The organism is Haloferula helveola, from assembly GCF_037076345.1.
Classification (GTDB): domain Bacteria; phylum Verrucomicrobiota; class Verrucomicrobiia; order Verrucomicrobiales; family Akkermansiaceae; genus Haloferula; species Haloferula helveola.
This window is the reverse complement of the sequence record NZ_AP024702.1, coordinates 4,424,602-4,448,329: the sequence shown is the minus strand read 5'-3', so window position 1 is coordinate 4,448,329 and position 23,728 is coordinate 4,424,602. Positions and strand designations below refer to the sequence as shown.

Annotated in this window: 18 protein-coding genes and 1 pseudogene; 9 read left to right on the top strand and 10 right to left on the bottom strand. The window is 62.6% G+C overall.

Annotated elements, in window-relative coordinates; all coding sequences use genetic code 11:
- The 4 genes from HAHE_RS16750 to HAHE_RS16735 form a co-directional block, all read right to left on the bottom strand.
- A complete protein-coding gene (locus HAHE_RS16750; protein WP_338686030.1) occupies nucleotides 1-234 on the bottom strand; it encodes a hypothetical protein in 234 nt (77 codons plus the stop codon).
- Nucleotides 235-309: 75 nt separating this feature from the next.
- Complete coding sequence (rpsT, locus tag HAHE_RS16745; protein WP_338686029.1) at nucleotides 310-573, bottom strand: 30S ribosomal protein S20; 264 nt, start codon at nucleotides 571-573, stop codon at nucleotides 310-312.
- A gap of 96 nt (nucleotides 574-669) precedes the next feature.
- The gene (locus HAHE_RS16740; RefSeq protein WP_338686028.1) at nucleotides 670-1,299 is read right to left on the bottom strand and encodes a L,D-transpeptidase; all 630 of its coding nucleotides are present in this window, start codon (nucleotides 1,297-1,299) and stop codon (nucleotides 670-672) included.
- 8 nt (nucleotides 1,300-1,307) lie between these two features.
- Nucleotides 1,308-2,816 (bottom strand): cellulose synthase family protein, encoded by a 1,509-nt coding sequence (locus tag HAHE_RS16735; protein ID WP_338686027.1) that lies wholly within the window; start codon nucleotides 2,814-2,816, stop codon nucleotides 1,308-1,310.
- A gap of 235 nt (nucleotides 2,817-3,051) precedes the next feature.
- Here HAHE_RS16735 and HAHE_RS16730 point away from each other — a divergent pair, with 235 nt between their 5' ends.
- Genes HAHE_RS16730 through HAHE_RS16720 form a run of 3 tightly spaced genes read left to right on the top strand, consistent with a single transcriptional unit; the run spans nucleotide 3,052 to nucleotide 5,542 of the window.
- Nucleotides 3,052-3,894: a hypothetical protein gene (locus HAHE_RS16730; RefSeq protein ID WP_338686026.1), complete on the top strand. Its 843-nt coding sequence runs from the start codon at nucleotides 3,052-3,054 to the stop codon at nucleotides 3,892-3,894.
- Nucleotides 3,891-4,721, top strand: coding sequence for an NAD(P)-dependent oxidoreductase (locus tag HAHE_RS16725; RefSeq protein WP_338686024.1), 831 nt, complete (start codon nucleotides 3,891-3,893; stop codon nucleotides 4,719-4,721). Before HAHE_RS16730 ends, HAHE_RS16725 begins: the two co-directional genes overlap by 4 nt.
- Nucleotides 4,718-5,542, top strand: coding sequence for a hypothetical protein (locus HAHE_RS16720; RefSeq protein WP_338686023.1), 825 nt, complete (start codon nucleotides 4,718-4,720; stop codon nucleotides 5,540-5,542). Before HAHE_RS16725 ends, HAHE_RS16720 begins: the two co-directional genes overlap by 4 nt.
- A 49-nt stretch (nucleotides 5,543-5,591) precedes the next feature.
- Here the strand turns inward: HAHE_RS16720 and bamA are convergent, their stop codons facing one another.
- The gene (bamA, locus tag HAHE_RS16715) at nucleotides 5,592-7,943 is read right to left on the bottom strand and encodes an outer membrane protein assembly factor BamA (RefSeq protein ID WP_338686021.1); all 2,352 of its coding nucleotides are present in this window, start codon (nucleotides 7,941-7,943) and stop codon (nucleotides 5,592-5,594) included.
- Between the two features lie 241 nt (nucleotides 7,944-8,184).
- Between bamA and tig the strand changes: the two genes are divergently transcribed.
- From tig to clpX, 3 genes are all read left to right on the top strand, one after another.
- Entirely contained in the window at nucleotides 8,185-9,519 is a 1,335-nt protein-coding gene (gene tig / locus HAHE_RS16710) for a trigger factor (RefSeq protein WP_338686020.1), read from the top strand.
- 2 nt (nucleotides 9,520-9,521) lie between these two features.
- Entirely contained in the window at nucleotides 9,522-10,217 is a 696-nt protein-coding gene (locus HAHE_RS16705; protein ID WP_338686019.1) for an ATP-dependent Clp protease proteolytic subunit, read from the top strand.
- A 78-nt stretch (nucleotides 10,218-10,295) separates the two neighbouring features.
- Entirely contained in the window at nucleotides 10,296-11,573 is a 1,278-nt protein-coding gene (gene clpX / locus HAHE_RS16700; protein ID WP_338686018.1) for an ATP-dependent Clp protease ATP-binding subunit ClpX, read from the top strand.
- A gap of 19 nt (nucleotides 11,574-11,592) precedes the next feature.
- On the opposite strand, the gene HAHE_RS16695 is transcribed toward clpX, so the two are convergent.
- Entirely contained in the window at nucleotides 11,593-13,581 is a 1,989-nt protein-coding gene (locus tag HAHE_RS16695) for a hypothetical protein (protein ID WP_338686017.1), read from the bottom strand.
- Between the two features lie 207 nt (nucleotides 13,582-13,788).
- On the opposite strand from HAHE_RS16695, the pseudogene HAHE_RS16690 reads away from it, so the two are divergent.
- Both HAHE_RS16690 and HAHE_RS16685 read left to right on the top strand, forming a co-directional pair.
- Nucleotides 13,789-14,076: pseudogene (locus HAHE_RS16690) on the top strand (DUF4339 domain-containing protein); the annotation flags it as partial.
- Between the two features lie 54 nt (nucleotides 14,077-14,130).
- Nucleotides 14,131-14,940 (top strand): TIGR00266 family protein, encoded by an 810-nt coding sequence (locus tag HAHE_RS16685; protein WP_338690829.1) that lies wholly within the window; start codon nucleotides 14,131-14,133, stop codon nucleotides 14,938-14,940.
- Here the strand turns inward: HAHE_RS16685 and HAHE_RS16680 are convergent, their stop codons facing one another.
- Together HAHE_RS16680 and ftsH are read right to left on the bottom strand one after the other, a co-directional pair.
- On the bottom strand, nucleotides 14,941-16,101 hold the full coding sequence (locus HAHE_RS16680; RefSeq protein ID WP_338686015.1) for a TMEM43 family protein: 1,161 nt from the start codon (nucleotides 16,099-16,101) through the stop codon (nucleotides 14,941-14,943). It abuts the gene before it with no gap.
- 165 nt (nucleotides 16,102-16,266) lie between these two features.
- Nucleotides 16,267-18,621: an ATP-dependent zinc metalloprotease FtsH gene (gene ftsH / locus HAHE_RS16675; protein WP_338686013.1), complete on the bottom strand. Its 2,355-nt coding sequence runs from the start codon at nucleotides 18,619-18,621 to the stop codon at nucleotides 16,267-16,269.
- Between the two features lie 162 nt (nucleotides 18,622-18,783).
- Between ftsH and HAHE_RS16670 the strand changes: the two genes are divergently transcribed.
- Nucleotides 18,784-22,290, top strand: coding sequence for an ATP-binding cassette domain-containing protein (locus HAHE_RS16670; protein WP_338686012.1), 3,507 nt, complete (start codon nucleotides 18,784-18,786; stop codon nucleotides 22,288-22,290).
- Nucleotides 22,291-22,292: 2 nt separating this feature from the next.
- On the opposite strand, the gene HAHE_RS16665 is transcribed toward HAHE_RS16670, so the two are convergent.
- Both HAHE_RS16665 and HAHE_RS16660 read right to left on the bottom strand, forming a co-directional pair.
- The gene (locus HAHE_RS16665; protein WP_338686010.1) at nucleotides 22,293-22,922 is read right to left on the bottom strand and encodes a hypothetical protein; all 630 of its coding nucleotides are present in this window, start codon (nucleotides 22,920-22,922) and stop codon (nucleotides 22,293-22,295) included.
- 4 nt (nucleotides 22,923-22,926) lie between these two features.
- Nucleotides 22,927-23,715 (bottom strand): ParA family protein, encoded by a 789-nt coding sequence (locus HAHE_RS16660; protein WP_338686008.1) that lies wholly within the window; start codon nucleotides 23,713-23,715, stop codon nucleotides 22,927-22,929.
- Between the last annotated feature and the right edge of the window lie 13 nt (nucleotides 23,716-23,728).

Genomic DNA, 23,728 nt, shown 5'->3' with positions numbered 1-23,728 from the left:
CTAGCTCAGATCGGAGCTGGTAACGGAGGTCTGCTCACGCGAGCCGAGCACATTGGCTTGCTCGACCACCCGTTCCGGCTCCGCATCGAAGCGGAAGCTGTGGCAATTCGGGCAAAGCACGACCTGATGCCCGACAATCGAGTCACAGCCTTCACAAACCTTGTAGCCGCCGGGATTCGCGGCGATTTCGGCAGCCTTTTGCTGGCGTGATGTCGAGGGAGAGGAGTCAGGCATGGCGTGAACAAAAAAGAAGCGGCACCGGAAACCGGGGCCGCTTCGGAAAATGGGATTCGGAAAGCCCGAGATGGCTTAACCCACAGCGGCGATCGCCTTGGCAGTGCGGCTCTTGAGATTGGCGGCCTTGTTCTTGTGGATCAGGCCCTTCTTGGCGGCCTTGTCGACTGCCGAGGAGAACTTGGAAAGCGACTCGGTCGCAGCCTTCTTGTCACCAGCCTCAACGGCGGCAAGCGTCTCCTTGCGAAGAGTCTTGATGGTGGTCTTACGCTGGCGGTTGCGCTCGGTGCGGACCTTGGTCTGACGAACGCGCTTGAGGGCTGACTTGTGGTTGGCCATGAGGAATAGAGAGATCGGTCGTGAGCACCGTTTCCGGCGCGGGGGCGGGAATTTAGGAATTCCGGCCGGGTTGTCAAGCTTGTCTGACGCCCGGAATCACTGATTCTGGGCCATCCCGAGAAATCGGGCGTCCTGATGCTTCTGGGCGTATTCCCGGCCTTCCCGAGTCGTCAGCAACGAACCCCGGATCACCCGGACCTCGGCGCCCTCGCCGACCCGATTGTAGAGGTCGATCACGTCGCGCATTCCCATCCGGATGCAGCCGTAGGAGGCCGGGCGGCCCAGGCGCCACTCCTCGGGGGTGCCGTGGATGTAAATGCAGCGGCCGAAGGTATTGCGGTTGTGGGATTCCTTGCCGGTCAGCCAGAGGATTCGGCTGACGATCGGATCGCGGCCCGGCGCATTCGGTTTCAGGACCTCTCCGGTCGCCCGACGGCTCTTGAAAACCATGCCTTTAGGAGCTCCGTCCCCCACCTTTCGGGCCACTTCCATCCGGCCCAGAGGCGTGCGGTTGCTGCCACTCTGCGAACCGAGACCGAATTTCGAGGTCGAGACCGTGTAACTCTTGAGCGGCTTGCCATCCCGAACCAGCAGCATTTGCTGATCGCGAACGCTGACGAGCATCTTGTTGCGGGTATCCTTGCCGGCGCCGCAGCTGCTCAGGCCGACAGCGGCCGCCAGAAGAACGAGGGATGAGATGAGGTGGCGAAGAATCGCGAGCTTCATGGGTGAAATCAGCTTTCGTCCACTTCGGCGGTCTGGACGTCCATTTGCCGTCCCGAAGGCAGAAGACGCGCCAAAGATGATACGGAAGTGTAAAAGAATCCGACCGGGAAGGGAAGCAGAAGAATCGCGGAGGACCAGCGGCCGTCGATGGCCGCCTCGACCACCACAAACAGGAAGAAGAAGCCGAACAGCAACTCGACAACCGGAGTCAGCGTCTTCATCGCCTTGTAGCTGCTCTTCTTCCAATCGGTCTTGCGCTTCTGGTCGATGCCGTACTTCGGCGTCCGCACGAAGGCCGACTGGTGGTTGAAGATGGCCTCGAGAACCGCCTTGGCGTTGTTGATCGACATCCCGATTCCGAGGGCGAGAAGCAGAGGCAGATAAGGAATCTCTTTCCACCAGCTATCAGGGCGGAGCGCCTTTTGCGACGTCAGGTAGAAGAGGATGACCGAAACCGACGCGAAGAAGAAGATCGGGACATTGACGATGTAATAGGTCAATGGTCCGAAATCCGGTGCCGCGTGCTGGTTCGGATAGATCAGGAAGCACAGGCAGATCAACATCAGGTAGGCGAAGTTCGACGTCAGGTGGGCCGTCGCCTCCATCTTCACAACAAACGGCACCTTGCTGCGCCAGATGGCAGGAAGGACCTTCTTGCAGACTTGGATCGAACCCTTGGTCCAGCGGTGCTGCTGGCTCTTGAAGCCGTCCATGTCGACCGGCAGTTCGGCCGGGGTTTCCACTTGGTTGAGGAAAATGAACCGCCAGCCCTTGAGTTGGGCGCGGTAGCTCAGGTCCATGTCCTCGGTCAGCGTATCGTGCTCCCAGCCGCCGGCATCGGCGATACACGACTTGCGCCAGATTCCGGCGGTCCCGTTGAAGGTGAAGAAGCGGCCGCTGCGATTGCGGGCCGTTTGCTCCAGTTCCAGGTGCCCGTCGAGGAACATCGCCTGGATGCGGGTCAGCAGGTTGAAGGTCCGGTTGAGGTGTCCCCAACGAGTCTGAATCATCCCGATGCGGTCATCGGCGAAGTAATCGATGGTCTTCCGCAGGACGTCGGGATTCGGCACGAAATCGGCGTCGAGAATGAATAGATACTCCCCTTTCGCGAAGCGGGTGCCGTTTTCGAGCGCGCCGGCCTTGAATCCGGTGCGGTCGGTACGGTGGATCAGTTCGGCATCGAATCCGCGGGCCTTGAGGCGCTCGACGCCGGCCCGACAGATTTCGGTCGTCTCATCCGTCGAATCGTCGAGGACCTGGATCTGCAGCTGGTCCTGCGGGTAGTCGAGATTTGCAACCGAATCGAGAAGACGGTCGACGACGTGCAATTCATTGAAAACGGGGAGCTGGACGGTCACCAGCGGCGGCGCCTCGAAACGCTTGGTCGGCTGCGGCTGCTTCCTCGCGTGTTTCAGGTAGAGGTAGACGATTGCGAGCCGATGCATCCCGTATCCCGAAAGCCCGAGAAGGACGAGGACATAGCATGCATACCAGAGCGGTGAGGACCAAAGTTCCATATCGAGGTTTCGGGTGGAGGATGGCTGGTCGATGCGACCGCTGGACTTCCCTAATGACGCATCCGGCGCAAGAAATGCGGGACGGGCGCGGTCGCTGGGATGGAATCTCGCGGCCGGGCGCAACGCCAACCCGGGGCCGGAGGCCAGCAGGAATCGGGCCACCAGTCAAGCCTTGAGCACGGCTGTAGCGCTCATTCGCGTTGCTTTGGCGCCGCCTTGCTGCAAGATTCTGGGCGTGTCCCACACCTTCTCCATCCTGACCATGCTCGCCCTCGCCGCCAGCCTTCCCGTGGCAGCTCAGGACGAGACTCCTCCCGGCAAACCCGAAATTCCTGCGGATCTCCTCGATGACCCCCATGTGCGGGAAGAGCTGGCGATCAACGAATTTACGGCTCCCTCGATTTCCCGGATCTTCGACTCGCTGGAATCGTTGGCTCCCCTGCCGTTGGCTGACCACCCGCGAACGAAACCTGAGAAAATGCCGCTCAACCGGGCGGATTTGGCGGTCGAATTGGGTTTCCTGATCGCCGACGGGTTTCTGGTGGTTCAGGTCGGCGAGCTCAAGAAGGTCGAGGATCTGGCGTCCGAACTGACCCGCTACGCCAAGGCCCTCGGGGCCGGAGACCGGGTGAATCGCCACGCCGCAAGCCTCTTGGACTCGGCCAGGAAGGGTGAGGTCGATCAACTCAAGAAGGAGCTCTCGGAGACCCAGAAGGATGTCGAGTTGGAACTCGTGACGCTCCGCGATGCCGATTTGGCCCACCTGATTTCCCTCGGCGGCTGGATCCGGGCTCTGCATGTGGCCTCCGGGGCCGTCGAGAAGCAGTTCAGCGACGAGCGGGCGCGGGAGATCATGCGTGAGGATATCGCCGACTACTACTCGTCAATCGTGGGTTCGCTGGAGCCCCAGATCGCCGAGCGACCGAACTACGTCGAGATGCGCAACGTGCTCTCCGGAATGCGCTCGGAGATGCTCCTTGAAGACGGCAAAGCTCCGAAGAAGGAGCAGATTTCCGAAATTCACAAGCAGGCCGGGCACCTGGTGGATCTGGCGCTGAAGCGGGAGGTGGGTCCGTGAGGATCGGAGTTTTCGGTCTCGGAATCATCGGGTCACGCACCGCTTCCCGGCTCCAGTCCAATCCGGATCACGAAGTCCGGCTGTGGAACCGGACGCCCAAAGGGCTGGATGGCGAAGTCGATCAGGCGGCGGGGGCCGCCGAGGGGGCCGAAGTCGCCGCGCTTTACCTGAAGGACTCGGGAGCGGTGCGGCAGGTTATTGAGGCGATACAGGACTCTCTTCCTGCCGGTGCGCTCCTTCTCAACCACTCGACCGTCGATCTCGAAACGACCCGCTGGCTCGAGTCGCAATCCGAAATCCGCGGATGGAGGTTCCTCGACGCGCCGTTCACGGGCAGTCGGGACGCGGCTGCCGATGGCAAACTCGTCTACTACGCAGGCGGTGAGATGTCGTTGATCGATGAAGCCACCCCCCTGCTGCTTGAGACCGGACGGGAGGTCATACCCTGCGGGACCGTGGGGCAGGCCACGATCATCAAGCTGGTCACCAACCTGATTTCGGCCTGCACGGTCCAGGCGCTTTCCGAGGCGATGGCCACGGCGATGGCTCAGGGCATCAAGCCTGAGACCTTCGCCAAGGCCGTGAACTCGAATGCCTGCGGCTCGGTGCTTTCCGGCATGAAGCTGCCGACGATGGCCACCGGAGATTTTACCACCCACTTCTCGCTCGACAACATGCTCAAGGACAGTCGCTACGTCCGAATGTTGGCCGAGGGACTCGAAACACCGGCCATCGATGCCGTCAGCGCCCGAATGGCGGCCTTGTGCGAGGCGGGAATGTCGAATCTCGACTACTCCGCCTTGATGGCCCCTTACCTGAAGCCATGAGCGAGGTCCGAGCCCTGTCTGCTGAGACCCCGGGTATTCTGTCTTTCCGGGGGCCGGATGCGGTTCGGTATCTTAACGGACAGCTCACCCAGTCGACCGCCGATTTGGGAGACGAATCACGGCCATCATGTGTCACCGACGCCAAGGGCCGCCTCCAATTCATGGTCCATGTGCTCGCCGGCCCAAACCCCGAAGAGCTGTGGATCACGTGTCAGCCCGACCAGGTTGCCGGCCTTCGGGACCGACTTGAGCGCTACCTCATCGCCGATGATGTGGAAGTCAGCGATTTGACCGGCAGCTGGACCCGGATCCATGCGGACTCGGTCATCGACGGAGCGGCATTCCGCCGAGCGAGCCGCGGAGTTTTCGGCGACGGCCTCGACCAATGGTGGCACGGCGGAGAGGCTCCGGCGGTTCAGGAAATCGACTCTGATGTGGTGGAAAACCTGCGGGTCGAAGCGGGAATCCCGGCTTGGGGAAAAGAGCTGAGCGAGGGAATGCTTCCTCCGGAGGCAGGTTTGGACCGGACCGCGATTTCTTACGCCAAAGGCTGCTACATCGGTCAGGAGGTCCTTTCGCGGGTAAAGTCGGCCGGTAAACTGAATCGGCGACTGGCCCGCCTCCGGTTGGATGCAAGCGTCCCTGCGGAGACCGCGCTGAGCCTCGACGAAACCGAAATCGGGACCATCACAAGCGTCGCTCCGCACCCGTCTTCAGACGGCACCGTCGCAGCACTCGGCTGGATTCGGAAAGCCGGGTTCGACCGCGACGCTTTCGGAGTTCCGGGCGGCCTGACCGCCCGGTTCGTCGGCTGGGCATGAAAAAGGGGGCACGTTCACCCGCACCCCCTCTTCGAAAAACCGCTCCGGATCAGTATTCGTAACTGAGCGAGAAGTTGAAGCGTCCTCCTTGGTCGGCAATCGGATCCGGGCTCTCGATCGGGAAAGCGTAGTCCAAAGCGATCGGCACCGGGCTGACCGGCAGCTTCAGGCGCACCCCGATACCGATGTCGTGGTATAGGTCGCTCGGATCCGGATCCCAAGCCGAGCCGTTCACGAAACCGAGATCGTAGAAGGCAGCGAGGCGGACGTTGTCGATGATCGGGACGGTGTATTCGACGGAAAGGAATCCGAGCGATTGCCCGCCAACCACCTCGCCGGTGACCGGGTCACGAGGACCGACATCGCGGAACTCGAAGCCGCGCAGCGTGCGAGCCCCACCGAGATACAGACGGTCGAAAACCGGGACCGTGCCGCTGGTCGCATCGACGAAGGCCAGTTCCCCGTTCAGCGACAGGATCGAGTCCCACTTCAGGTTCCAATACTGTTGGCCGCGGATGGTCAGGCCGTAGGTGTCGACGTCGCCGCCAAGGAAGGTGCCGGCAACACTGACACCGACATCCAGCTTGGAGCCTTCGCGGGTTTCGATCAGCGCGTCACGGCTATCGTAAATCCAGTTCGCGCTCAGGGCGCTGCGCAGGTAGTCACCGGCTTCGGGAAGAAGCAGGGACGGCGGACCTCCTCGACCGACGGAAGCTGCCGAAAGGACAGCAACGCCGGGATCCAGGTCGATTTCGACATTCTCGATGCGGTACTCGGCGCGCAGGTAGGTGCGCTCGGTGAGCGGCTTGCGGATCGAAACCGCGGCACCGGCATTCGTCTGCTCGTAGAAGTCCGAGAAATACTGGGAGTCGCGGTAGAAGAGCTCACCGGTAAGAGCGAGCTGGCGACCGAGGAACCAAGGCTCGGTGAGCGAGATGCCGAAATCCGTCCGCTCCGAACCGAGGCGGAGGTTCATCGCGAACCGCTGACCGCCGCCCGTGAAGGACCACGGATTCATGATGTCGAAGTTGGATTGCTCGAGGTTCACGAAGCCCACGATGTTGTCGATCGAGCTGAAGCCGATACCCGCCGAGATCGATCCCGTGCGGCGCTCCTCAACCATGATGTCGACATCGCGATAGCCACCCCCGCGGCCGCTCGGCGATGAACTCACCTGGACGTCGGAGAAATACTGGAGACCGTCGAGACGTGACTTGGTCGTGTCGAGCTCCACCGAGTTGAAGTAGTCGTCCGGCTTGAGCGGAACCTCACGGCGGATCACCCGGTCCTGCGTCTTGATGTTGCCTTGGATGTTCACGGATCCGACCCGGAAGCGTCGTCCCTCGCTGATCCGGTAAATCACGTTCACCTGGTTCGGTCCCGCATCACGGATGTCCGGCGTCACTTCGGCGTCGGCGTAGCCGCGCGATCCGTAGTAGCTGCGGATCGTGGTCATGTCGGCCCGCATCTTCTTGGAGTTGTAGGCGTCGCCGCCCTGGAGGGTCATCGCCGGATAGAGTTCGTCTTCGCTGAAAACGCTCATCTTGCCGAAGCCGACACCCTTCACCGTGTACTTCTCACCCTCGTTGACCGGGATCACAAGATCGACCCGGCCGTCTCCGACCGGCTCGCGGCGGACACCCGGGCTGCTCGCACGCAGGTAGCCCTTCGAGCGGTAGTAATCGAGAACCGCATCGAGGTCGGCGTCGAGCTGGTCCACCTCGAAGCGGCCGGCCTTGGTGAAGAAGGAAAGCAGGCCCTTTTCCTTCACGCTCATCTGGCGACGGAGGGTGCGGTCATCGAAGGTGTTGTTGCCTTCGAACCGGATGTCGCGGATCTCGTTCTTCTGTCCCTCATCGATGATGAAGATCAGCTCCGAGCCCGATCCGGTCGCGGCCGGCTGGACGCGGTAAGAAATGCTCACGTCCGGGTAACCGGCTTCCTCGTAGTGGTTCTCGAGGTTGTCGCGAGCATCGAGGATCATCTGATCACTCAGCGCCCCACCTGCCTTGAGTTCCGAGGCCTTCGCCAGCTTGGTGTCGGAGAATACGGAGTTGCCGACGAAACCGACGCCGACAATCTCGCTGCGGGGAACCACTTCGTAAACGACCCGCACGCCATTGCCGACCGGCTCGGCCAGCACGCGGACGTCATCGACAAAACCGGACTCGTAGAGCGACTTGATGTCGCTGTCCACGGTATCGGTCATGTAGGTCGATCCGGCCCGCAACTGGATGTAGTTGCGGAGGCGCGCCTCATCCACCGCCGCGCGGTCTCCCTGATAGCGGAAATCGACAGCCGTCACGTTCTTGCCCTCAAAGTCCTGGGCCGAGGCCGGAGCCGTCGCGATGCCGAGGACAAATGCTGTTGCCAGAACCACTTTGCACGCCCTCTCGAGCATGCCCTTAATACCAGAGGACGATGAAAAATCCATGTGTCGCAGCGATGGCGTGGATCAAACCCGCCCCGCCCCCGATGCGTCAAGGACCATGTGGACGCCATCGGGCCGTCCCGCAGACCCCGCGGAACCCGCACCTTCGCTTTGACAAGCCGCTCCCGGACTCCTTAGGTTCCCGCCCCCGGCCGCGGGGGACCCCTTCCCCGCAACCCGGAAAACCCGCTCCGACCCGCCTTTCCATCCCATGAACATCACTGTCGAAAAGCAGCCGAACTGCACCGCAACGCTTCGAGTGGAAGTGCCCTCCGACGCGGTCAAATCCGAGCGCGACCGGATCGTCGCCGCCTACGCCTCGCAGGCCCGGATCCAGGGTTTCCGCCCCGGCAAGGCCCCCCGGAAGGTCATTGAGAAGCGTTTCGGTCAGGAGATCTCTGGCGAACTTGAGGAACGCCTCGCCCGCAAGGCCTTCGACGAGGCTCTCGAAAAGGAGCAACTCAAGGTGCTCAACTTCGGCCAGCCGTCGTCATTCAGCGAGACTTCCGACGGCTCGGTGACCTTTGAGTCGCTCCTGACTCTCGCTCCCGACTTTTCCCTGCCCGACTACAAGGGCGTCACGGTCGCGGCTCCCTCGGCCGAGATCACCGATGAGGAGGTCGACCAGAACCTCGAGTCCCTCCGCGAGCGCTTCGCCGACTACTCGGACATCGAAGGCCGCGGCGCCGAAATGGGTGATCTCGCGGTGATCGACTACACCACTACCCTCGACGGCACTCCACTTGAGGAAGCGGTCGGCAAGCCCGTTGGCCATCTGTCGGGCCGCGAAGGCTTCTGGCTGAAGATCGACGAGCAATCTTTCCTTCCGGGCTTTGCGGCCCAACTGGTCGGACTGAATCCCGGAGACGAGAAGTCCGCGACGGTCACCATTCCCGACGATTTCCCCGTTGCCGATCTGCGTGGCAAGGATGTGGTGGTGGAACTCACCCTGAAGGAACTGAAGCAGGTCGAACTGCCGGAAGTCGACGACGCCTTCGTCGAGAAAATCGGCGGCGGCAAGACCGTGGCGGAACTCCGCGAACTTCTCGGCAAACAACTCGAGGCGGAAAAGAAGCGCAAGATCGATGACTCGAAGGTCAATCAGATCGTCGAGTACTTCAACGGCCTCGTGGACTTCGAACTCCCCGAGGAACTGCTCCGTCACGAAACGCAGAGCCAGGCCGACTCGCTCGTCAAACGCGGCGTCCAGTCGGGCATGAGCGAGGATGACATCTCCGCCCAGCAGGAGGAGATCTTCGCGACCGCCGGCATGCAGGCACGCACCAACCTGAAGACCAACTTCATTCTCCAGGAGATCGCCCGGGTCGAGAACATCAGCGTCACCGACCAGGAGCTCGTCGGCCACATCGCCCAGATCGCCCAGTCGCGGCAGGAGAACCCGAAGAAGTTCATCAAGCAGTTGCAGCGCGAGGGACGCATCCCCGGCATCCGCAACTCGATGCTGGTGGGCAAGGCGATTGACTTCGTGCTGGAGCACGCCACCGTCGAGGAAACCTCCGCCGCGCCGGAGGAGACTTCCGAATGACCATGAGTGATTTCCCCGCTTCCCTGCCCCAGGCAGCCGGCCCGAAGAACAACTACTACGTTCCTGTCGTCATCGAGCAGGACGGCCGCGGCGAGCGGTCGTTCGACATCTACTCGCGCCTGCTCAAGGACCGGATCATCTTCATCGGCACGCCGATCGACGACTTCGTCGCCAACTCGGTGATCGCCCAGCTGCTTTTCCTGCAGATGCAGGATCCGAAGAAGGACATCCACATCTACATCAACTCGCCGGGTGGTTCGGTAACGGCCGGACTTGCGATGTATGACACGATGCAGTTCGTCACCTGCGACGTGAATACCTACTGCATCGGGATCGCCGCCTCGATGGGCTCCGTGCTTCTGACCGCCGGAACCAAGGGCAAGCGCTTCTGCCTGCCGAACTCGCACGTGATGATCCACCAGGTCTCCGGTGGTGCCCAAGGTACGGCCTCGGACGTCGAGCGGACCATCGGCTTCATGTTCAACCTCAAGAAGCGCCTCAACGGGATCCTCGCCCACCACTCCGGCCGCACGGTCGAGGAGGTCGAGCGCGACTCCGACCGCGACAACTACATGACCGGTGAGGAGGCCGTGGCCTACGGCTTGGTCGACAAGGTCCTGGAGAGCCGCAAGGAGCTCCCCGACGCCGTCAAGGACGCGGTCGAGGAGTCGGATGACGGAAAAAAGAACGACGACTGACCAAAGTTCCGCTATTCTTTCAGGGTGTCGTGGGCGTCACGCCTCCGGCACCCTTTCTTATTCCCAACCCGATCATCGATGGCACGAGCATCCAACCTCACGATGTGCTCCTTCTGCGGAAAGAGTCACTCGGAAGTCAAAAAACTCATCGCAGGGCCCGGCGTCTACATCTGCAACGAGTGCGTCGAGGTGTGCTCCAACATCCTCGACAAGGAGCTCTCCGGCGGCGAAGGCCCGCCCAAGTCGCATGCTCCTGGACCGGCCAGCCGCCGCCTGCTGCCGCCCGCCGAACTGCGGCGCCGCCTCGACGAATTCGTGGTCGGTCAGGAACAGGCCAAGAAGGTTCTGTCGGTAGCTGTCTACAACCACTACCAGCGGCTCCGGCAAGGTGACGCTCTGGACGAAGGCGAATTCGCCGATGTCGAGATCGAGAAGTCGAACGTCCTCCTCCTCGGACCGACCGGGTCGGGCAAGACCCTTTTGGCCCGCACCCTCGCACGTTTGCTCGACGTGCCCTTCTGCATCGTCGATGCGACGACTCTTACGGAAGCCGGCTACGTTGGCGAGGATGTCGAGAACATCATTCTGCGTCTGCTCCAAGCGGCCGACTTCGATGTCGAGCGAGCCGAACAGGGCATCATCTACGTCGACGAGATCGACAAGATCGGCCGCAAGACGGACAACGTTTCGATCACCCGCGACGTCTCGGGCGAAGGGGTCCAGCAGGCGCTTCTCAAGATTCTTGAGGGCACGATCTGCAACGTGCCGCCCCAGGGTGGCCGCAAGCACCCGCAGCAAGAGTACATTCAGATCAACACCGAGAAGATCCTCTTCGTCTGCGGTGGCGCGTTTGTCGGCTTGCCCGACATCATCCAGCGACGCCTCGGACGCAGCGCTCTCGGTTTCCACGGGATCCAGGGCAAGGAGGACGGCGAGTCCCCCGACGCGCTCGATCAGGTCCAACCGGAGGACCTCCTTCACTTCGGCCTGATCCCGGAGTTCATCGGACGACTTCCCGTGATCTCGTCGCTCCGCCAGCTGACCGAGGAGGAACTCGTAACGATTCTGACCGAGCCGAAGAACGCCTTGGTCAAACAGTACTCGAAGCAACTCGCGCTGCTCGACGTGAAGCTCAAGGTCACGAAGGACGCTCTCCGCGCCCTTGCCGAGGAAGCGGTGCGCCGAGGAACCGGTGCCCGTGCCCTGCGCTCGATCTTCGAACGCCTGATGCTCGACCTGATGTACGAACTGCCGTCCCGCGACGATGTCGAATCTGTGACGATCAACCGTGCGGTGGTGACCGGAGAACGGCCACCTGTGATCCGCAAGCGCCGCACCGACAAGGACGCCGCCTGACGACCCGGGCCCGACAGACTTACTTCGCGGCGGTGAACTCGATCACCCGGACCGCCTTGGCCGGGAGCTTGATGCTCAATGCGTCGCCGTATCGGACCGCTTCGGGCAGGCCGTCCGTATCGCCCGCCAACGGCGATGTCACGCGGTAGCCGAAATCCTTGGTGCCCGCGGGCAACCCGAACCCACGGTCGAGCACCACGCTGTAGGTCTGTGGCTTGTCGGACGGATTATGGACCGATAGGTAGCCGCTTTCGCCGACCCAGCCGGTGTAGCCATACGCCTCGCCCTTTGCCGGATCGCCTCCGTGCATCCGTGAACGTTCGAAATTCGGGAACACCTCTTCCACCCACTTCATCGCCTCGGCGAGCACCTCCCAGTCGCTTTCGCTCAGCTGGAAGGTCTTCAGGTAGAGCTCCACGAATCCCGTACCCCGGGAAAGGTTCATGTAGAGATAGCGACGGAAGACATCGGGCTCCTCGCCGGTGGAGGTCTTCTTCGGCTCGTGGTTGAAGATCGAGTGGAGGGGAAACTGGGTGTTGTCACGTTCGGCTGACGCGAGCTGGTAGTAGCGTGCATCACGATAGACGAGCTCGCCGGTGCGATCGGCTCCCCCGGCCGCGTCTCCGGCATTGATCATCCACACCGCATCGATGTGCTGCAGCCACCACGAGCTGAGGAAGGCCCCGTTGGAGATCACGATGTAAACGTCGGGATTCGCCTCCGCCATCTTGGCAAAGATGGCCATCAACCGTTCCGACCCCAGACTCAGGTAGCGCTCCTTGGCTTCGTCGTGCTTCTTGTCGTTGAGTTCAGGTTCCGACCCCTTGAAGCCTTCGACCTTGAAGGTCCGTTGATTCAGGTGGCCGAACACCCCATCGAGTTTGAAGTAGGAAACCCCGTCCCCGGCCAGAGCCACCATCCGCTCTTCCAGAGCCTTCATATAGTCTTCCCCGGTCATCGACATCCACGGATCCAGCGACTCCCAACCGGCCTCCCTCATCTTGCCGATCGCCCCTTGGGCACCGAAGAGGCAGCCCGGGCTCAGCCAGAGTCCCAACCGGGAATCGGCGGCCCGTGTGGCAGCGAACGAGCGGGCGAAGTCCTTGTCGAATTTCCCATTCACCGGCCACACACCCGACTTCGTCCAATCGGCACCGGTGTCCTGCCAACCATCATCGATCACATAGGCCCTCAGCGGATGAACGCCTCGGTCGATCACCAACTCCTCGTGGACCTTGGCGACACTCGCAGCGAACTTCTTCGCGTCCACGCCGCGGCTGTAGTCGAACCAGGAATTGTACTGCGTTTGTAGTCGAAGCGGACGTGCCCGGGTCGCGTCGATGTAGTCGAAAAACGCATCCTTCAGAAAGTCCGCCCGGTCGGCCACGCCCCAGACGGCAGGATGGGATTTGAGAACCTGGCCTTTAACGAGCGGGCGATCCGTGAGATAGCGGCACTTGATACCCGCCCCTTCAGACGTGTTCCGCGCGGCCGGAAACTCTACACCCCACCAGGTCGCCGAAGGCTCCGCATAGACCGGCTGCCCGAGCGGAGGCCGCCACTTCGACGGGCCGCGTGCCGTAAACTCATCCGCGTGATAAGGTTCGAACGCACCCGGCAACCGGATCTCCTCGACCGCGATTTCCCGAACCACGACATCTTCCTTTGCATGGATGGAGATCTCCTTTCGCATCCACGGCTTCTCTCCCTCCAGCCAGTAGCGAACCTGAAGATCCACCGGCAAGTCCGAACCCGAGAGCTTTGCGAGCACCTCTTTCCGACCTTCCGCCTTCGAGGAAACGAGCGATTCGACCTCGAAATCACCGGCCGTCAATCGGCGCTCCTTCCCGCTTCCGTCCGTGAGCGAGATTGCGAACTCGTCGCCTCCCGACTTCGTGTCCACTCCGAGGATTCGGTTGCCGAGAAGCTTCGTCCCGAGGGTGCCATCCGTAACGACGACTTCCCGTGACAGGAACCGGTTGCCCAGCACCACAGCCTCGTCGCCCAAAGCAACAGGCGCGCACGCGGTCACCAACAAGGCCCACCCCACCATCGTTCCTTTGACGGACTTCGAGCCTACTTTTAGAGCACAGCCGGTGGGACGGGGTGACAGCATCATTCTTGGGTTGGGTAGCGAATCAGACATGGGACGAAGCCCCGTCTAAACTCCCCAAAGGAGGTTCTTCTGTCACGAAACAGGTCGAAAAGCGCCCATATGAGCCAATTTTCAGCACGGAGGCTCCACACAAATCTTCGGGCAAATCACAGCCTCCCCTTCCCTTGCCCACTTCCTCAAGCCATTGGAAAACCTGGAACCGATTGTAAGTTCGCATCTCTCCCGGGCCGTGCTAGGAAGCTCGGCGACATGGACGTTTGGCACTATCTCGACAAAAGCAACCAGACCAAGCAGATCGTGGAAGAGGAGCTTCTTCCCTTGGTCAATTCCGGTGAAATCACTCCGCAGACGAATGTCTGGAAGACCGGTATGGCAAACTGGCAGCCGGCCGGAACGGTGCTGCCGCAGATCTTCGCCGACGTGCCAAGCAATCCTCCACCCATGCCCGCCGGCACCCCGCCGCCAGGCCAGCGAAGCCATGAGGTCGACTACGAATTGTTCGGAGACGACATGCAGATCGTCGAGGTCGAGCTGGATCCCGGCGAGACCGTCATCGCGGAAGCCGGTGCGATGAACTATCTTGAGGAGGACATCACCTTCGAAGCGAAAATGGGCGACGGTTCGGAGCCCAACCAAGGCATGATGGGCAAGCTGCTCTCGGTCGGAAAACGCGCGCTCACGGGCGAGTCGATCTTCATGACCCACTTCACGCACCATGGCTCCTCAGGCAAGCGGCGGGCAGCGTTCGCTGCACCCTATCCCGGGAAGATCATTCCCATGAACCTCGCCACAATGGGCGGTGGCGTCACCTGCCAGAAAGACGCGTTCCTTTGCGCGGCTTACGGCACCAAAGTCAGCATCGCGTTCAACCGCAAGCTCGGCGCCGGCTTCTTCGGGGGCGAGGGCTTCATCCTGCAGCGCCTCACCGGCGACGGCATGTGCTTCATCCACGCCGGCGGCACCATCATCAAACGGGAGCTCAAGGGCGAGACACTGCGGGTCGATACCGGCTGCCTGGTCGCGTTCACCGACGGCGTCCAGTACGACATCCAGCGCGCCGGCAACCTCAAGAGCATGTTCTTCGGGGGCGAAGGCCTGTTCCTCGCGACCTTGCGCGGACACGGCACGGTATGGCTTCAGAGCCTGCCGTTCTCCCGGCTCGCCGACCGCGTGCTGCAGAACGTCGGCAGCGGCGGCAAGGGCGAAGGCTCGGTCCTCGGAGGACTCGGAAATCTTCTCGACGGCGACTGATCAGGCCATCCCCGGAGGCGGAGGTGGCGTTCCCGCCGCCTCTCGCCCCTTGGCCAGCTTCCTCACGATCAGGACGAAGCAGCCGACCCCGACGACCAGCAGCGGGATTCCGATCATCGGACGGAACGCGATCCAGCTGATCGCGATCACCACGAAGCTGATCCCGAGCGAAAGCAACAGCGAGACCGCCGCACCTGCGGCTCCTACCAGCGAGCCGACGAACGGGATCACATCGGCAAGCACGGAGAGCGGCTTCAGCAGCATCGTGAAGCCGATGAACATCGCGAACACGCCCACGCCCCGGAGGATCCAGCGAAGCATCTTCGCCTTCGCCTCTTCCCCTTCGACCACCTGCTCGGCCGTGAGCAACCCGGGATAGAGGAGAAACTTGGTCTTCCCGTTCTTTGCGGTGTATTTGTCAAAGGAGTCACCCTTCTGGACGGCCATCACGCTCACATCATCCGGTCGGGTGATCCGGAAGGTCACGCGTTCATCCCCGACTTTCGGTTGCGACGGGACTCCCGTGTAGAACACGCCGTCCTCGATGCTCCCCGTCGTCGCGAAATCGTCGGGCAACTCGCTGAGGGTGTAGCGTTCGGACCAGTCCATCTGGGAAATGAGGCCGGAAGGCAGCATGAACGCTCCAAGCGTCACGTTCTCGGCCTGCGACGAACCGCTCGGAAACTTCTGCTTCCCGGTGTTGTCGTGACCCTTCTCCTTGAACCCGGAGGAATTGACCGGCCCGTCCACCCACTCTTTGCGGTAGCTGTAGGTCGTCACCGTCTCCTCGCCTCCACCGAGCTTCTTCTTGGTCTCGGTGTCCTTCTCCTCCACCCACTGGTAGATCTCGGACTCCCATGAGAGCCGCACCGCGGTTTCCTCGATCCCGAAGTCCATGTTGCCGACCACATCGTCCGTCATCGCCGGACCGTTGAGATGCACCAGCTTTCCCTCGTTCCCGGGACTCACTTCGGCGTTTGGAACCGTGATGACCTCTCGACCGATCTCATTGTTAGCCTGGATGTCACGGACCGCATTGCGCTCGTTCCACACCATGAGGATCAACGAGACGATGATGAGCACGATCCCGAACAGGATGCCCTTGATCGAATCCCCGATCCGCCCGAACCAGCTGGTGCTTGTGACTTCGGTTACTGCCATAGAAGCAAACCTAGGTTGCGACCGCTTCCGCGACCAAGCCCCAAGTTGGATCACCCCTCAAAGCAGATGCTCGCGGCACTTCTGCCGACCATCCGAGGCCCTGAAAAACCAAACGCGCCGGCAGATGCCGGCGCGCTGGTAGAGACTTGTTGTTTGGATCGAGTGTCAGGCCGGGGCACCGACGACGGTTCCGGGAAGCGGTCCGTCGTCGTCCTCTTCCTCGCTGCCGGATGACGTCGCCTTCTTGTGCTTCGGCTCCTCGTCCGGGAGCGACGGCGGCTTCGGCGAGTTCGGCGGATCCTTCATCTCGCCGTACTTGATCAGGTCTTCGATGTGGTGGGCATCGAGCGTTTCGAATTCGAGCAGCGCCTCGGCGATCAACTCCAGCTTGTCGCGCTTCTCGAGAATGATGCGCTTGGCCTCGGTATATGCCCGGTCGATGACCCGCTTGATCTCGGCATCGATCTTCTGAGCGGTCGCTTCGGAGTAGTTCCGCTGCTGCGAAATGTCGCGGGCGAGGAAGACCTCACCACCCTGACCGGCACCGTACTCGACCATACCGAGATCCTCACTCATGCCCCACTCGCAGACCATTTGGCGGGCGAGATGGGTCGCTTGGCGGATATCGCCGGAAGCACCGCTGGTCACATCACCGAAGATGATCTCTTCCGCGACGCGGCCACCCATGGTGACGATCAGTTGTTCGACGCCCTGGCGTTTGTGGAAGTGGTACTTGTCCTCCTTCGGCAGGTGGAAGGCTGCACCCAGATACGGGCCGCGCGGAATGATGGTCACCTTGTGGAGCGGGTCGACGTGCTCAAGCGTCGCGAGCAGCAGCGCGTGGCCCGCCTCGTGGTAGGCGGTGGTCTTCTTCTCCTCCTCGCTGAGCGCCAGGCTGCGGCGCTCGCGACCCCAGCGGACCTTGTCGCGGGCTTCCTCGAGTTCGGCGAGAGTGACCGCCTTCATGCCCTTACGGGCGGCGAGAAGCGCGGACTCGTTGATCAGGTTGGCCAACTCGGCACCGGAGAATCCCGGGGTGCCACGGGCGATCACGCTGAGCTCGGTTCCCGGAGCCAGTTTGATCTTCTTCGAGTGAACGGTGAGAATCTGCTCGCGGCCCTTCACGTCGGGAAGCGAAACGGTGACCTGCCGGTCGAAACGGCCGGGACGGAGCAGTGCCGGGTCGAGAACATCCGGACGGTTGGTCGCCGCGATGATGATCACACCTTCCTGCGTATCGAAGCCGTCCATCTCGACCAGCAACTGGTTGAGTGTCTGCTCGCGCTCGTCGTGACCGCCGCCAAGACCGTGGCCACGATGGCGACCGACGGCGTCGATCTCATCGATGAAGATCAGGCAGGGCGCGTGCTTCTTGCCCTGCTCGAACATGTCGCGGACGCGGGAGGCGCCGACGCCGACAAACATTTCGACGAAGTCGGAACCAGAGATTGAGAAGAAGGGAACATCCGCTTCGCCGGCAATCGCGCGGGCAAGAAGCGTCTTGCCGGTGCCGGGAGGACCGACCATCAGCACGCCCTTCGGAATCGATCCACCGAGCTTCTGGAACTTCCGCGGATCGCGGAGGAAATCGACGATCTCCCACAGTTCTTCCTTCGCTTCCTGAATCCCCGCAACGTCCTTGAAGGTCACTTTGTTGTGGTCGCGCGTCAGCATGCGGGCCTTCGATTTACCGAAGGACATCGCGCCTCGACCCGCCGCCTTCATCTGCTGGCGGAAGAGGAAGAAGAGAAGCAGCACGATCAGCAGGACCGGCAAGAAGGTCAGCAGGATCTTGCCGAAGATGTCGGCATTCTTGATGTAGAGCGCGTTGCCCTCCTTGAGGATGCGGTTGAGCTCCTCGCCCTGCACCACCATCGAGGTGTCGACGATGAACTGGCTCAGCTCTTTCGGATCAATATCCGCCACGGCCGGCAGCGGAGGAGCCTCGCGGAACTTACCGGCAAGGAGTGCGTCGCTCTCGGTGGTGTAGAGGGTCAGCTCGTCGGTGTCGGTCACCACGAGACCGCGCGCCATCATCCGGCGGAAATCGGTGGGCGTCAGGCTTTTGCCATCGAGATCCTCGGGAAGCGTCTCGACCGTGGAGCGCTGCGGCAGGTGGTCGCCGAGGGTGTCGAAGACGTCCTGCTCCTGCTGCGTCCGGCGGCTGAAGCTCACGAGGAAGTCATTGGTCGGCGCGTCGTCCGCGACCGGGTCGGGATCCGGGCGCAACCAGCCGATGATCTTGGCATCGAAACTTCCCTGATCCGTCTCAACCTTGAGGCGGTACTTCGGATTTGAGGTTTCGGTAATCACCAACCCCTGATCCCATTTTTCACGGAATTCGTTGTAATTGAGCGAGTTGGACTTCGGCGACATGCCGTCCTTGAAAAACGCGATTCCGAGAATCATCAGCGCGGCGCCGAGGAAAATGGCAAGACGCCAGTTGAACCCGGGTGGCTCGTTTTGGCCGCGTTGACCGCGAGGATCCTGCGGAGGACGGGATTGGGGCGATTCGGACATGATGGATGTGACAGGCGCCCCGTTTCGGGTCGCGGCAGAATTCTAGCACGCAACACGCCAAGGGGCAAAGGCGGGGGAGCCTAGCCCCGGCCCGGGGAAAGGAAACCCCATTTTTTCCGGCCGTTCTTGCCCTCGAGAATCGCATCGGGGAGCATCCGCCCGATGGCAGAACCGCCCGCCCGGAACCCCGAAACGTCCCGCCCGAAACGGCGGCAACGCCGGGATTGGCTGCCACCCCGGGCACGGGGCGCGACGAGCGGGCGCGTGCTCGGCATGATGGTCGATGCCTTCGCAGGATTCGCGACGCTCGACGGGCGGCTGGCCCCCGGCGAGGCGGACCTGATTCTCGACCTTTTGCGCAACGCCTTCCCCGAGGCCGACCACAGCTGGCTGGGCCGGCGGGTGCAACGGGCCGTGCGCGATCCGAAACCGCTGGCGACCACCGCGGCCGAGTTGCGCGAGGTCCTCGATGACCCGGAGAAGATGGCGGTCGGACTGCAACTCTACACGCTGGTGGACGCGGTCGGGCGCAGCGACCGGAGCCGCACGGCCTTCGAGGTCTTCATGCGGCGCCTCGGCCGCCCGGAGCATGCGCGGCAGATCCTCGATGAAATGGGAGGGCTTCCGATCGAGTCACCCGTGGGCTTCGAGCGCGTGATCTTTTCCCGGCGCCACAATGCCGACGTCCGTTTGCCGCTCGAGGCCGCGGAGCACGGATTCCGGGTTTACCGCGCCGCTGACCTCGTCCTCGTCCGGAATACCGGTAAGGCTCCGCTTTGGGTGCGCGGTCGGTCGCTGGAGCCAGGAAACTTTCTGCGGATGCGGACCCGGCAGCAACTGGTGGTGCCCGGATGGACCCTGACTTGCGAGGACCTGATTTTCTTCCTCAACGTCGCGCTGACCGGCAACCCCTCGACCATCTTCCTCGTCGGCACCGAAGACGGCTGGACCAGCGAGCGGGCGCGAAGCCGCCAGAGCACGGTGCGGATCCGCTTCGGCCTCCATGCCGAGGTCGAAGCTCTCAAGCCGACCGCCACCGTGGTGATCGGCCGCGGTCCCTTGCAGCCGGGCGCTCCGGTGATTTGCGATCACCACGATCGCCTCAGCGGCGAGAATGGCTTTTCCGCATCCCTCGACGCCCTGCGGCGCCGCGCGGCGGAGGCCGGCGGACGATTCCGCCTCAGCGCGGACCAGCGGGACTTCCGCATTTCGAACGATCCGTCGGTTCTCGAACGCGGCGATCTCCTGCTCAGCCCGGGTCTCGCGCCGCGGGTAGTCCTCCGTGTCCGTTTCGATCCGGAGAAAAGGACAGGCGACGTTTTCATCCGGGAGGCAGCAGGTCCGGTGCTGGCAGATGGCTCGCCGGTCCGAGCTTCAGCGCAACTCCGCGAAGGATCGGTCATCCGGATCTCGCGCACGCAGGCGCTGCGATGCCGGTTCAGCGAAGGCATCATCGACGAGGAAAGGAACCTGATCGAGATGCTCCGGGTCGAGGACCTGATCCACGACTTCGGCCCTGAAGCCCGCGCGCTGGACAACATCAGCTTCGAAGTCCGCCGCGGCGAGATGATGTGCATCATCGGACCGAGCGGCTGCGGCAAGAGCACGCTGCTTTCGATTCTCGCCGGGCACCGCAAGCCGAGCCGGGGACGCATCCGGCTGAACGAAGCGTCCCTCTACGAACACCGCGAAAGCCTCGTCCGCTTTGTCGCCAACATGCCCCAGGAGGAAGCGCTGAACCCCCAGCTCAGCGTGCGCGAGCACCTGCGGCACGCCACGGCGATCCGGCGTGCCGCCCTCCCGAAATCGGAAATCGACCGTCGCGCCGACGGCATTCTCGCGGAGCTCGGCCTGCAGGGAATTTCCCGACGCCGCGTCGGCGCCCCTGGCGAGAAGACGCTCAGCGGCGGGGAACGCAGCCGTCTCAACCTCGGCCTCGATCTCGGAAGTGCCGCGGAAGTGTTCCTCTTCGACGAACCCATTTCCGGACTCTCGTCGAAGGACTCCGAGCACGTCGCAGAGACCCTTCGCTCGCTCGCCCGGGACAAGATCGTGATCGCCTCGCTGCACCGCCCGGGCGCGAATGTCCTGCGACTTTGCGACAAGGTGCTGCTGCTCGACAACGGCGGCAGACTGGCATTCTTCGGCACCCCGTCCGGGATGATCGAATACTTCCGCGAGGCCTGCGGCGAATTGTCGATCCCCCACCCCGCGGTCGATGCCAAGGCGCCGCTCGGAGCCGACTTCGTTTTCGACATCCTCGAAACGCCGCTCGCCCAAATTGGCGGAGGCCAGAGCCCGACCGCTGCGCGGCGGTTCCCTCCGACGTTTTGGCAGGAAAGATACGAAAGCCGGGTGCTCATCCACTCGCTTGGAGTGCAGGCGCCACCCTCGCGTATCGGATCGCTCCCCGAGCTCACCTCCGGCGCCACCCCGGCGATCCACACCGGACGGCGCAGGATCAGCGAGGCCATCCGCGTCTTCCAGACCCAGTTCGTCCGCTCCTTCCTTTCGAAGCTCCGGAACCGCGGCACCATCTACGCAACGCTCATCGAAGCACCGCTGCTGGCTGCCCTTATCGCGATCACCCTGCGCTCTTCACCCGAAGGCGCCTACAAGTTCTCCACCGCCCTCCACATCCCGGCCTACATGTTCCTCTCGGCCACGGTCGCGATGTTCCTCGGCCTGACCAACTCGGCGACCGAGATCCTCCGCGACAGGCCGATCCTCCGTCGTGAACGCAACGCGAAGCCGAGCCCGATCCTGTATGTCACCGCCAAATTTACGGCACTTGCCGTAGTTGCGGCCGTGCAGTGCCTGATCTACACCGCCGTCGGGCACCACATCCTGGAAATCCGCGGCACCCTCATCGACCAGTGGCAGTGGATGACGCTCACCGCATGCACGGGCACCTCGCTCGCCCTGCTTGTCTCCGCCCTGGTAAGAACGGAAAGGGCGGCACTGACCGCGGTTCCGCTGCTGCTCGTTCCCCAGATGCTTCTGGCCGGCGCGCTCGTTCCGTTCCGGGAGATGAACCGGGGCCTATTCGAGAACGCCGGCATCGAGCGCGAACGCGGCGGAATCCCGGTCCCCGCCAAATACATGCCGCTGCGCTTCGCTTACGAAGGCATGGTCGTGACGCAGGCAACCCGCAACCCGTTCGATCTCGAACGGATTCGCATCCAGCGCCGGGTCGACACCTTCAAGGAAATGATCGAGACCCGCGAAGCGCCGCTCGAGGAAGGAAGCAGCGAGCGGTTCGAGATCATGAAGCGCGCGCTGCAGCTCTTGGTCGGGGCGGACTCCACGAGCCACAAGGCCGCGGCCGACACAGCGGAGCGTCTGACCCAGATCGCGCGAGGCGGGACCATGCTCGAACTCGAGTCACTGGAGGTGCGGCCCGATTCACCGGATGCGAAACCGCTCTCCGACTACTTCGTCAACAAGCGGATCGAGCTGCTCGTCGAGGAGGCCAAGACCTTCCGCATGGACTACCGCAACGAGGAGATCGGGCGCCGCACCGAGATCTTCCTCGCCGACAAGAAACCATGGGGCAACCAGGACCTCCCCACCGTTTACCTTTCGGCGGTGATGCTCGGCGTCACGAATCTCGTCGCCTGTGTGCTGACCGCGATCACCCTCATCGTCCAGAACCGCAGGACCAAATGAGGTCAGCGGCGCTCGGGACGCGATGCACGTGACAGCGCCTCCGCAACCACCGCGGCCGATTCGGCATCGAGCGGCTTCGAAAGCACCGTGCCGAGCACGAGACGCCCGAAGGCGGTATCGACAGGGACGACGGTGAGGTAGGCCTCCGCTCCGACCTTGACATGAACATTCCCCACCTCGCCCTTCACCGGGCGATACGCCTGGGCAAGACTCCGAGCGAGAAAGTGGAGCTTGGCGTAAGCCGGATCGTCCAGAACGGGCTCTCCTTCTCGATCAAGAATGAACGCGCCGCGCGCGTCGAGATTCCTCACCATCCAGTCCCGGAAGCCCTCCATGCGGGCGACCAATGGACCTCGCACCGCATCTTCCGGCGCCTCCTCGGGCAAAGCCGGGGGAGCTTCGCGGGCGACAGGCTCGGTCGACAGGAAAGGCTTCGGCTCGGGAGCTTCCTCAGGCGAGGGCTCGGGTACCGACTTCAAGGCCGGCTGCCCCCCCGGAATGAAACCCTCGAAACCGGGACCGAATCCGGGGTCTTCCGAGCCGCGCGAAGGACCGGAACGGGGCGGCACAACCAACTGGCGGGCCAACCGCCGGACCGCATCGGCATCGATCCATGGCTCGACGGGATCCATGGCTTCAGCCGACTTGGGCGGCTTTGGAGGTGATGTTCAGCTTGGCTTCGATTTCAGACCGAAGGGAGTCAAAGACGGCAAGCGCGCCGGTCCCTTCCTCCATCACCCCGATCGGCAAGCCCCGCGCACTGGCCTTCACGAACAGCGGGTCGCGCGGAACCAGCGTTCGCAGCAAGAGCTCCTCCGGGAGAAGGTTGCGCAAGGCGATCACCGACTCGCGGCTTTCCTCCATGTTCTGCTGGACCATCGTCAGCACGACCCCGAGGACGGCCAACCCCGGATGAATCACACGCAGGCGATTCAGCCCCTCCAGCATTTTGGGAACGGAACGGATGCCGAGAGGCTCGGCCTGCTGCGGCACCAGCACCGCATCGCTCGAACAAATCACATCCGCCGTCAGGCCGAAGAGTCCGGCAGGGGTGTCGATCAGGCAGATGTCGAAATCGCGTGCCTCGACGGTTCTGAGAAAACTGCGCACTCGCGACAGGCTCGCTCCCGTCGGCGCTCCACCGACCTCGTAGTCGCCCGCCTGGCCACTCGCCACGAGGGAAAACGTATCAAGCCGGGTCGGCACGAGCAGACGCTCGAACGGGATCCCCGGATCCGCGAGATAATCGTAGAACCCGGAAAGCAACCGCGACTGCCGAGTCAGCGAGAGACCCACCGAACCCTGCGGGTCCGCATCCACCAGAAGAGTCCGGAAACCGGCCCTTGCGAAGGCGTGGGCGAGGTTGATCGAAACCGTGGTCTTCCCCACTCCACCCTTCTGACTTGATACCGCGATACTGATCACACTCTTCTTCTAC

Bases quoted from the DNA above. Each gene is read 5' to 3' on its own strand.
- HAHE_RS16750 (WP_338686030.1), bottom strand. From the start codon at position 234: ATGCCTGACTCCTCTCCCTCGACATCACGCCAGCAAAAGGCTGCCGAA.
- rpsT (WP_338686029.1), bottom strand. From the start codon at position 573: ATGGCCAACCACAAGTCAGCCCTCAAGCGCGTTCGTCAGACCAAGGTC.
- HAHE_RS16740 (WP_338686028.1), bottom strand. From the start codon at position 1,299: ATGAAGCTCGCGATTCTTCGCCACCTCATCTCATCCCTCGTTCTTCTG.
- HAHE_RS16735 (WP_338686027.1), bottom strand. From the start codon at position 2,816: ATGGAACTTTGGTCCTCACCGCTCTGGTATGCATGCTATGTCCTCGTC.
- HAHE_RS16720 (WP_338686023.1), top strand. From the start codon at position 4,718: ATGAGCGAGGTCCGAGCCCTGTCTGCTGAGACCCCGGGTATTCTGTCT.
- bamA (WP_338686021.1), bottom strand. From the start codon at position 7,943: ATGCTCGAGAGGGCGTGCAAAGTGGTTCTGGCAACAGCATTTGTCCTC.
- tig (WP_338686020.1), top strand. From the start codon at position 8,185: ATGAACATCACTGTCGAAAAGCAGCCGAACTGCACCGCAACGCTTCGA.
- HAHE_RS16705 (WP_338686019.1), top strand. From the start codon at position 9,522: ATGAGTGATTTCCCCGCTTCCCTGCCCCAGGCAGCCGGCCCGAAGAAC.
- clpX (WP_338686018.1), top strand. From the start codon at position 10,296: ATGGCACGAGCATCCAACCTCACGATGTGCTCCTTCTGCGGAAAGAGT.
- HAHE_RS16685 (WP_338690829.1), top strand. From the start codon at position 14,131: ATGCCCGCCGGCACCCCGCCGCCAGGCCAGCGAAGCCATGAGGTCGAC.
- HAHE_RS16680 (WP_338686015.1), bottom strand. From the start codon at position 16,101: ATGGCAGTAACCGAAGTCACAAGCACCAGCTGGTTCGGGCGGATCGGG.
- ftsH (WP_338686013.1), bottom strand. From the start codon at position 18,621: ATGTCCGAATCGCCCCAATCCCGTCCTCCGCAGGATCCTCGCGGTCAA.
- HAHE_RS16670 (WP_338686012.1), top strand. From the start codon at position 18,784: ATGGCAGAACCGCCCGCCCGGAACCCCGAAACGTCCCGCCCGAAACGG.
- HAHE_RS16665 (WP_338686010.1), bottom strand. From the start codon at position 22,922: ATGGATCCCGTCGAGCCATGGATCGATGCCGATGCGGTCCGGCGGTTG.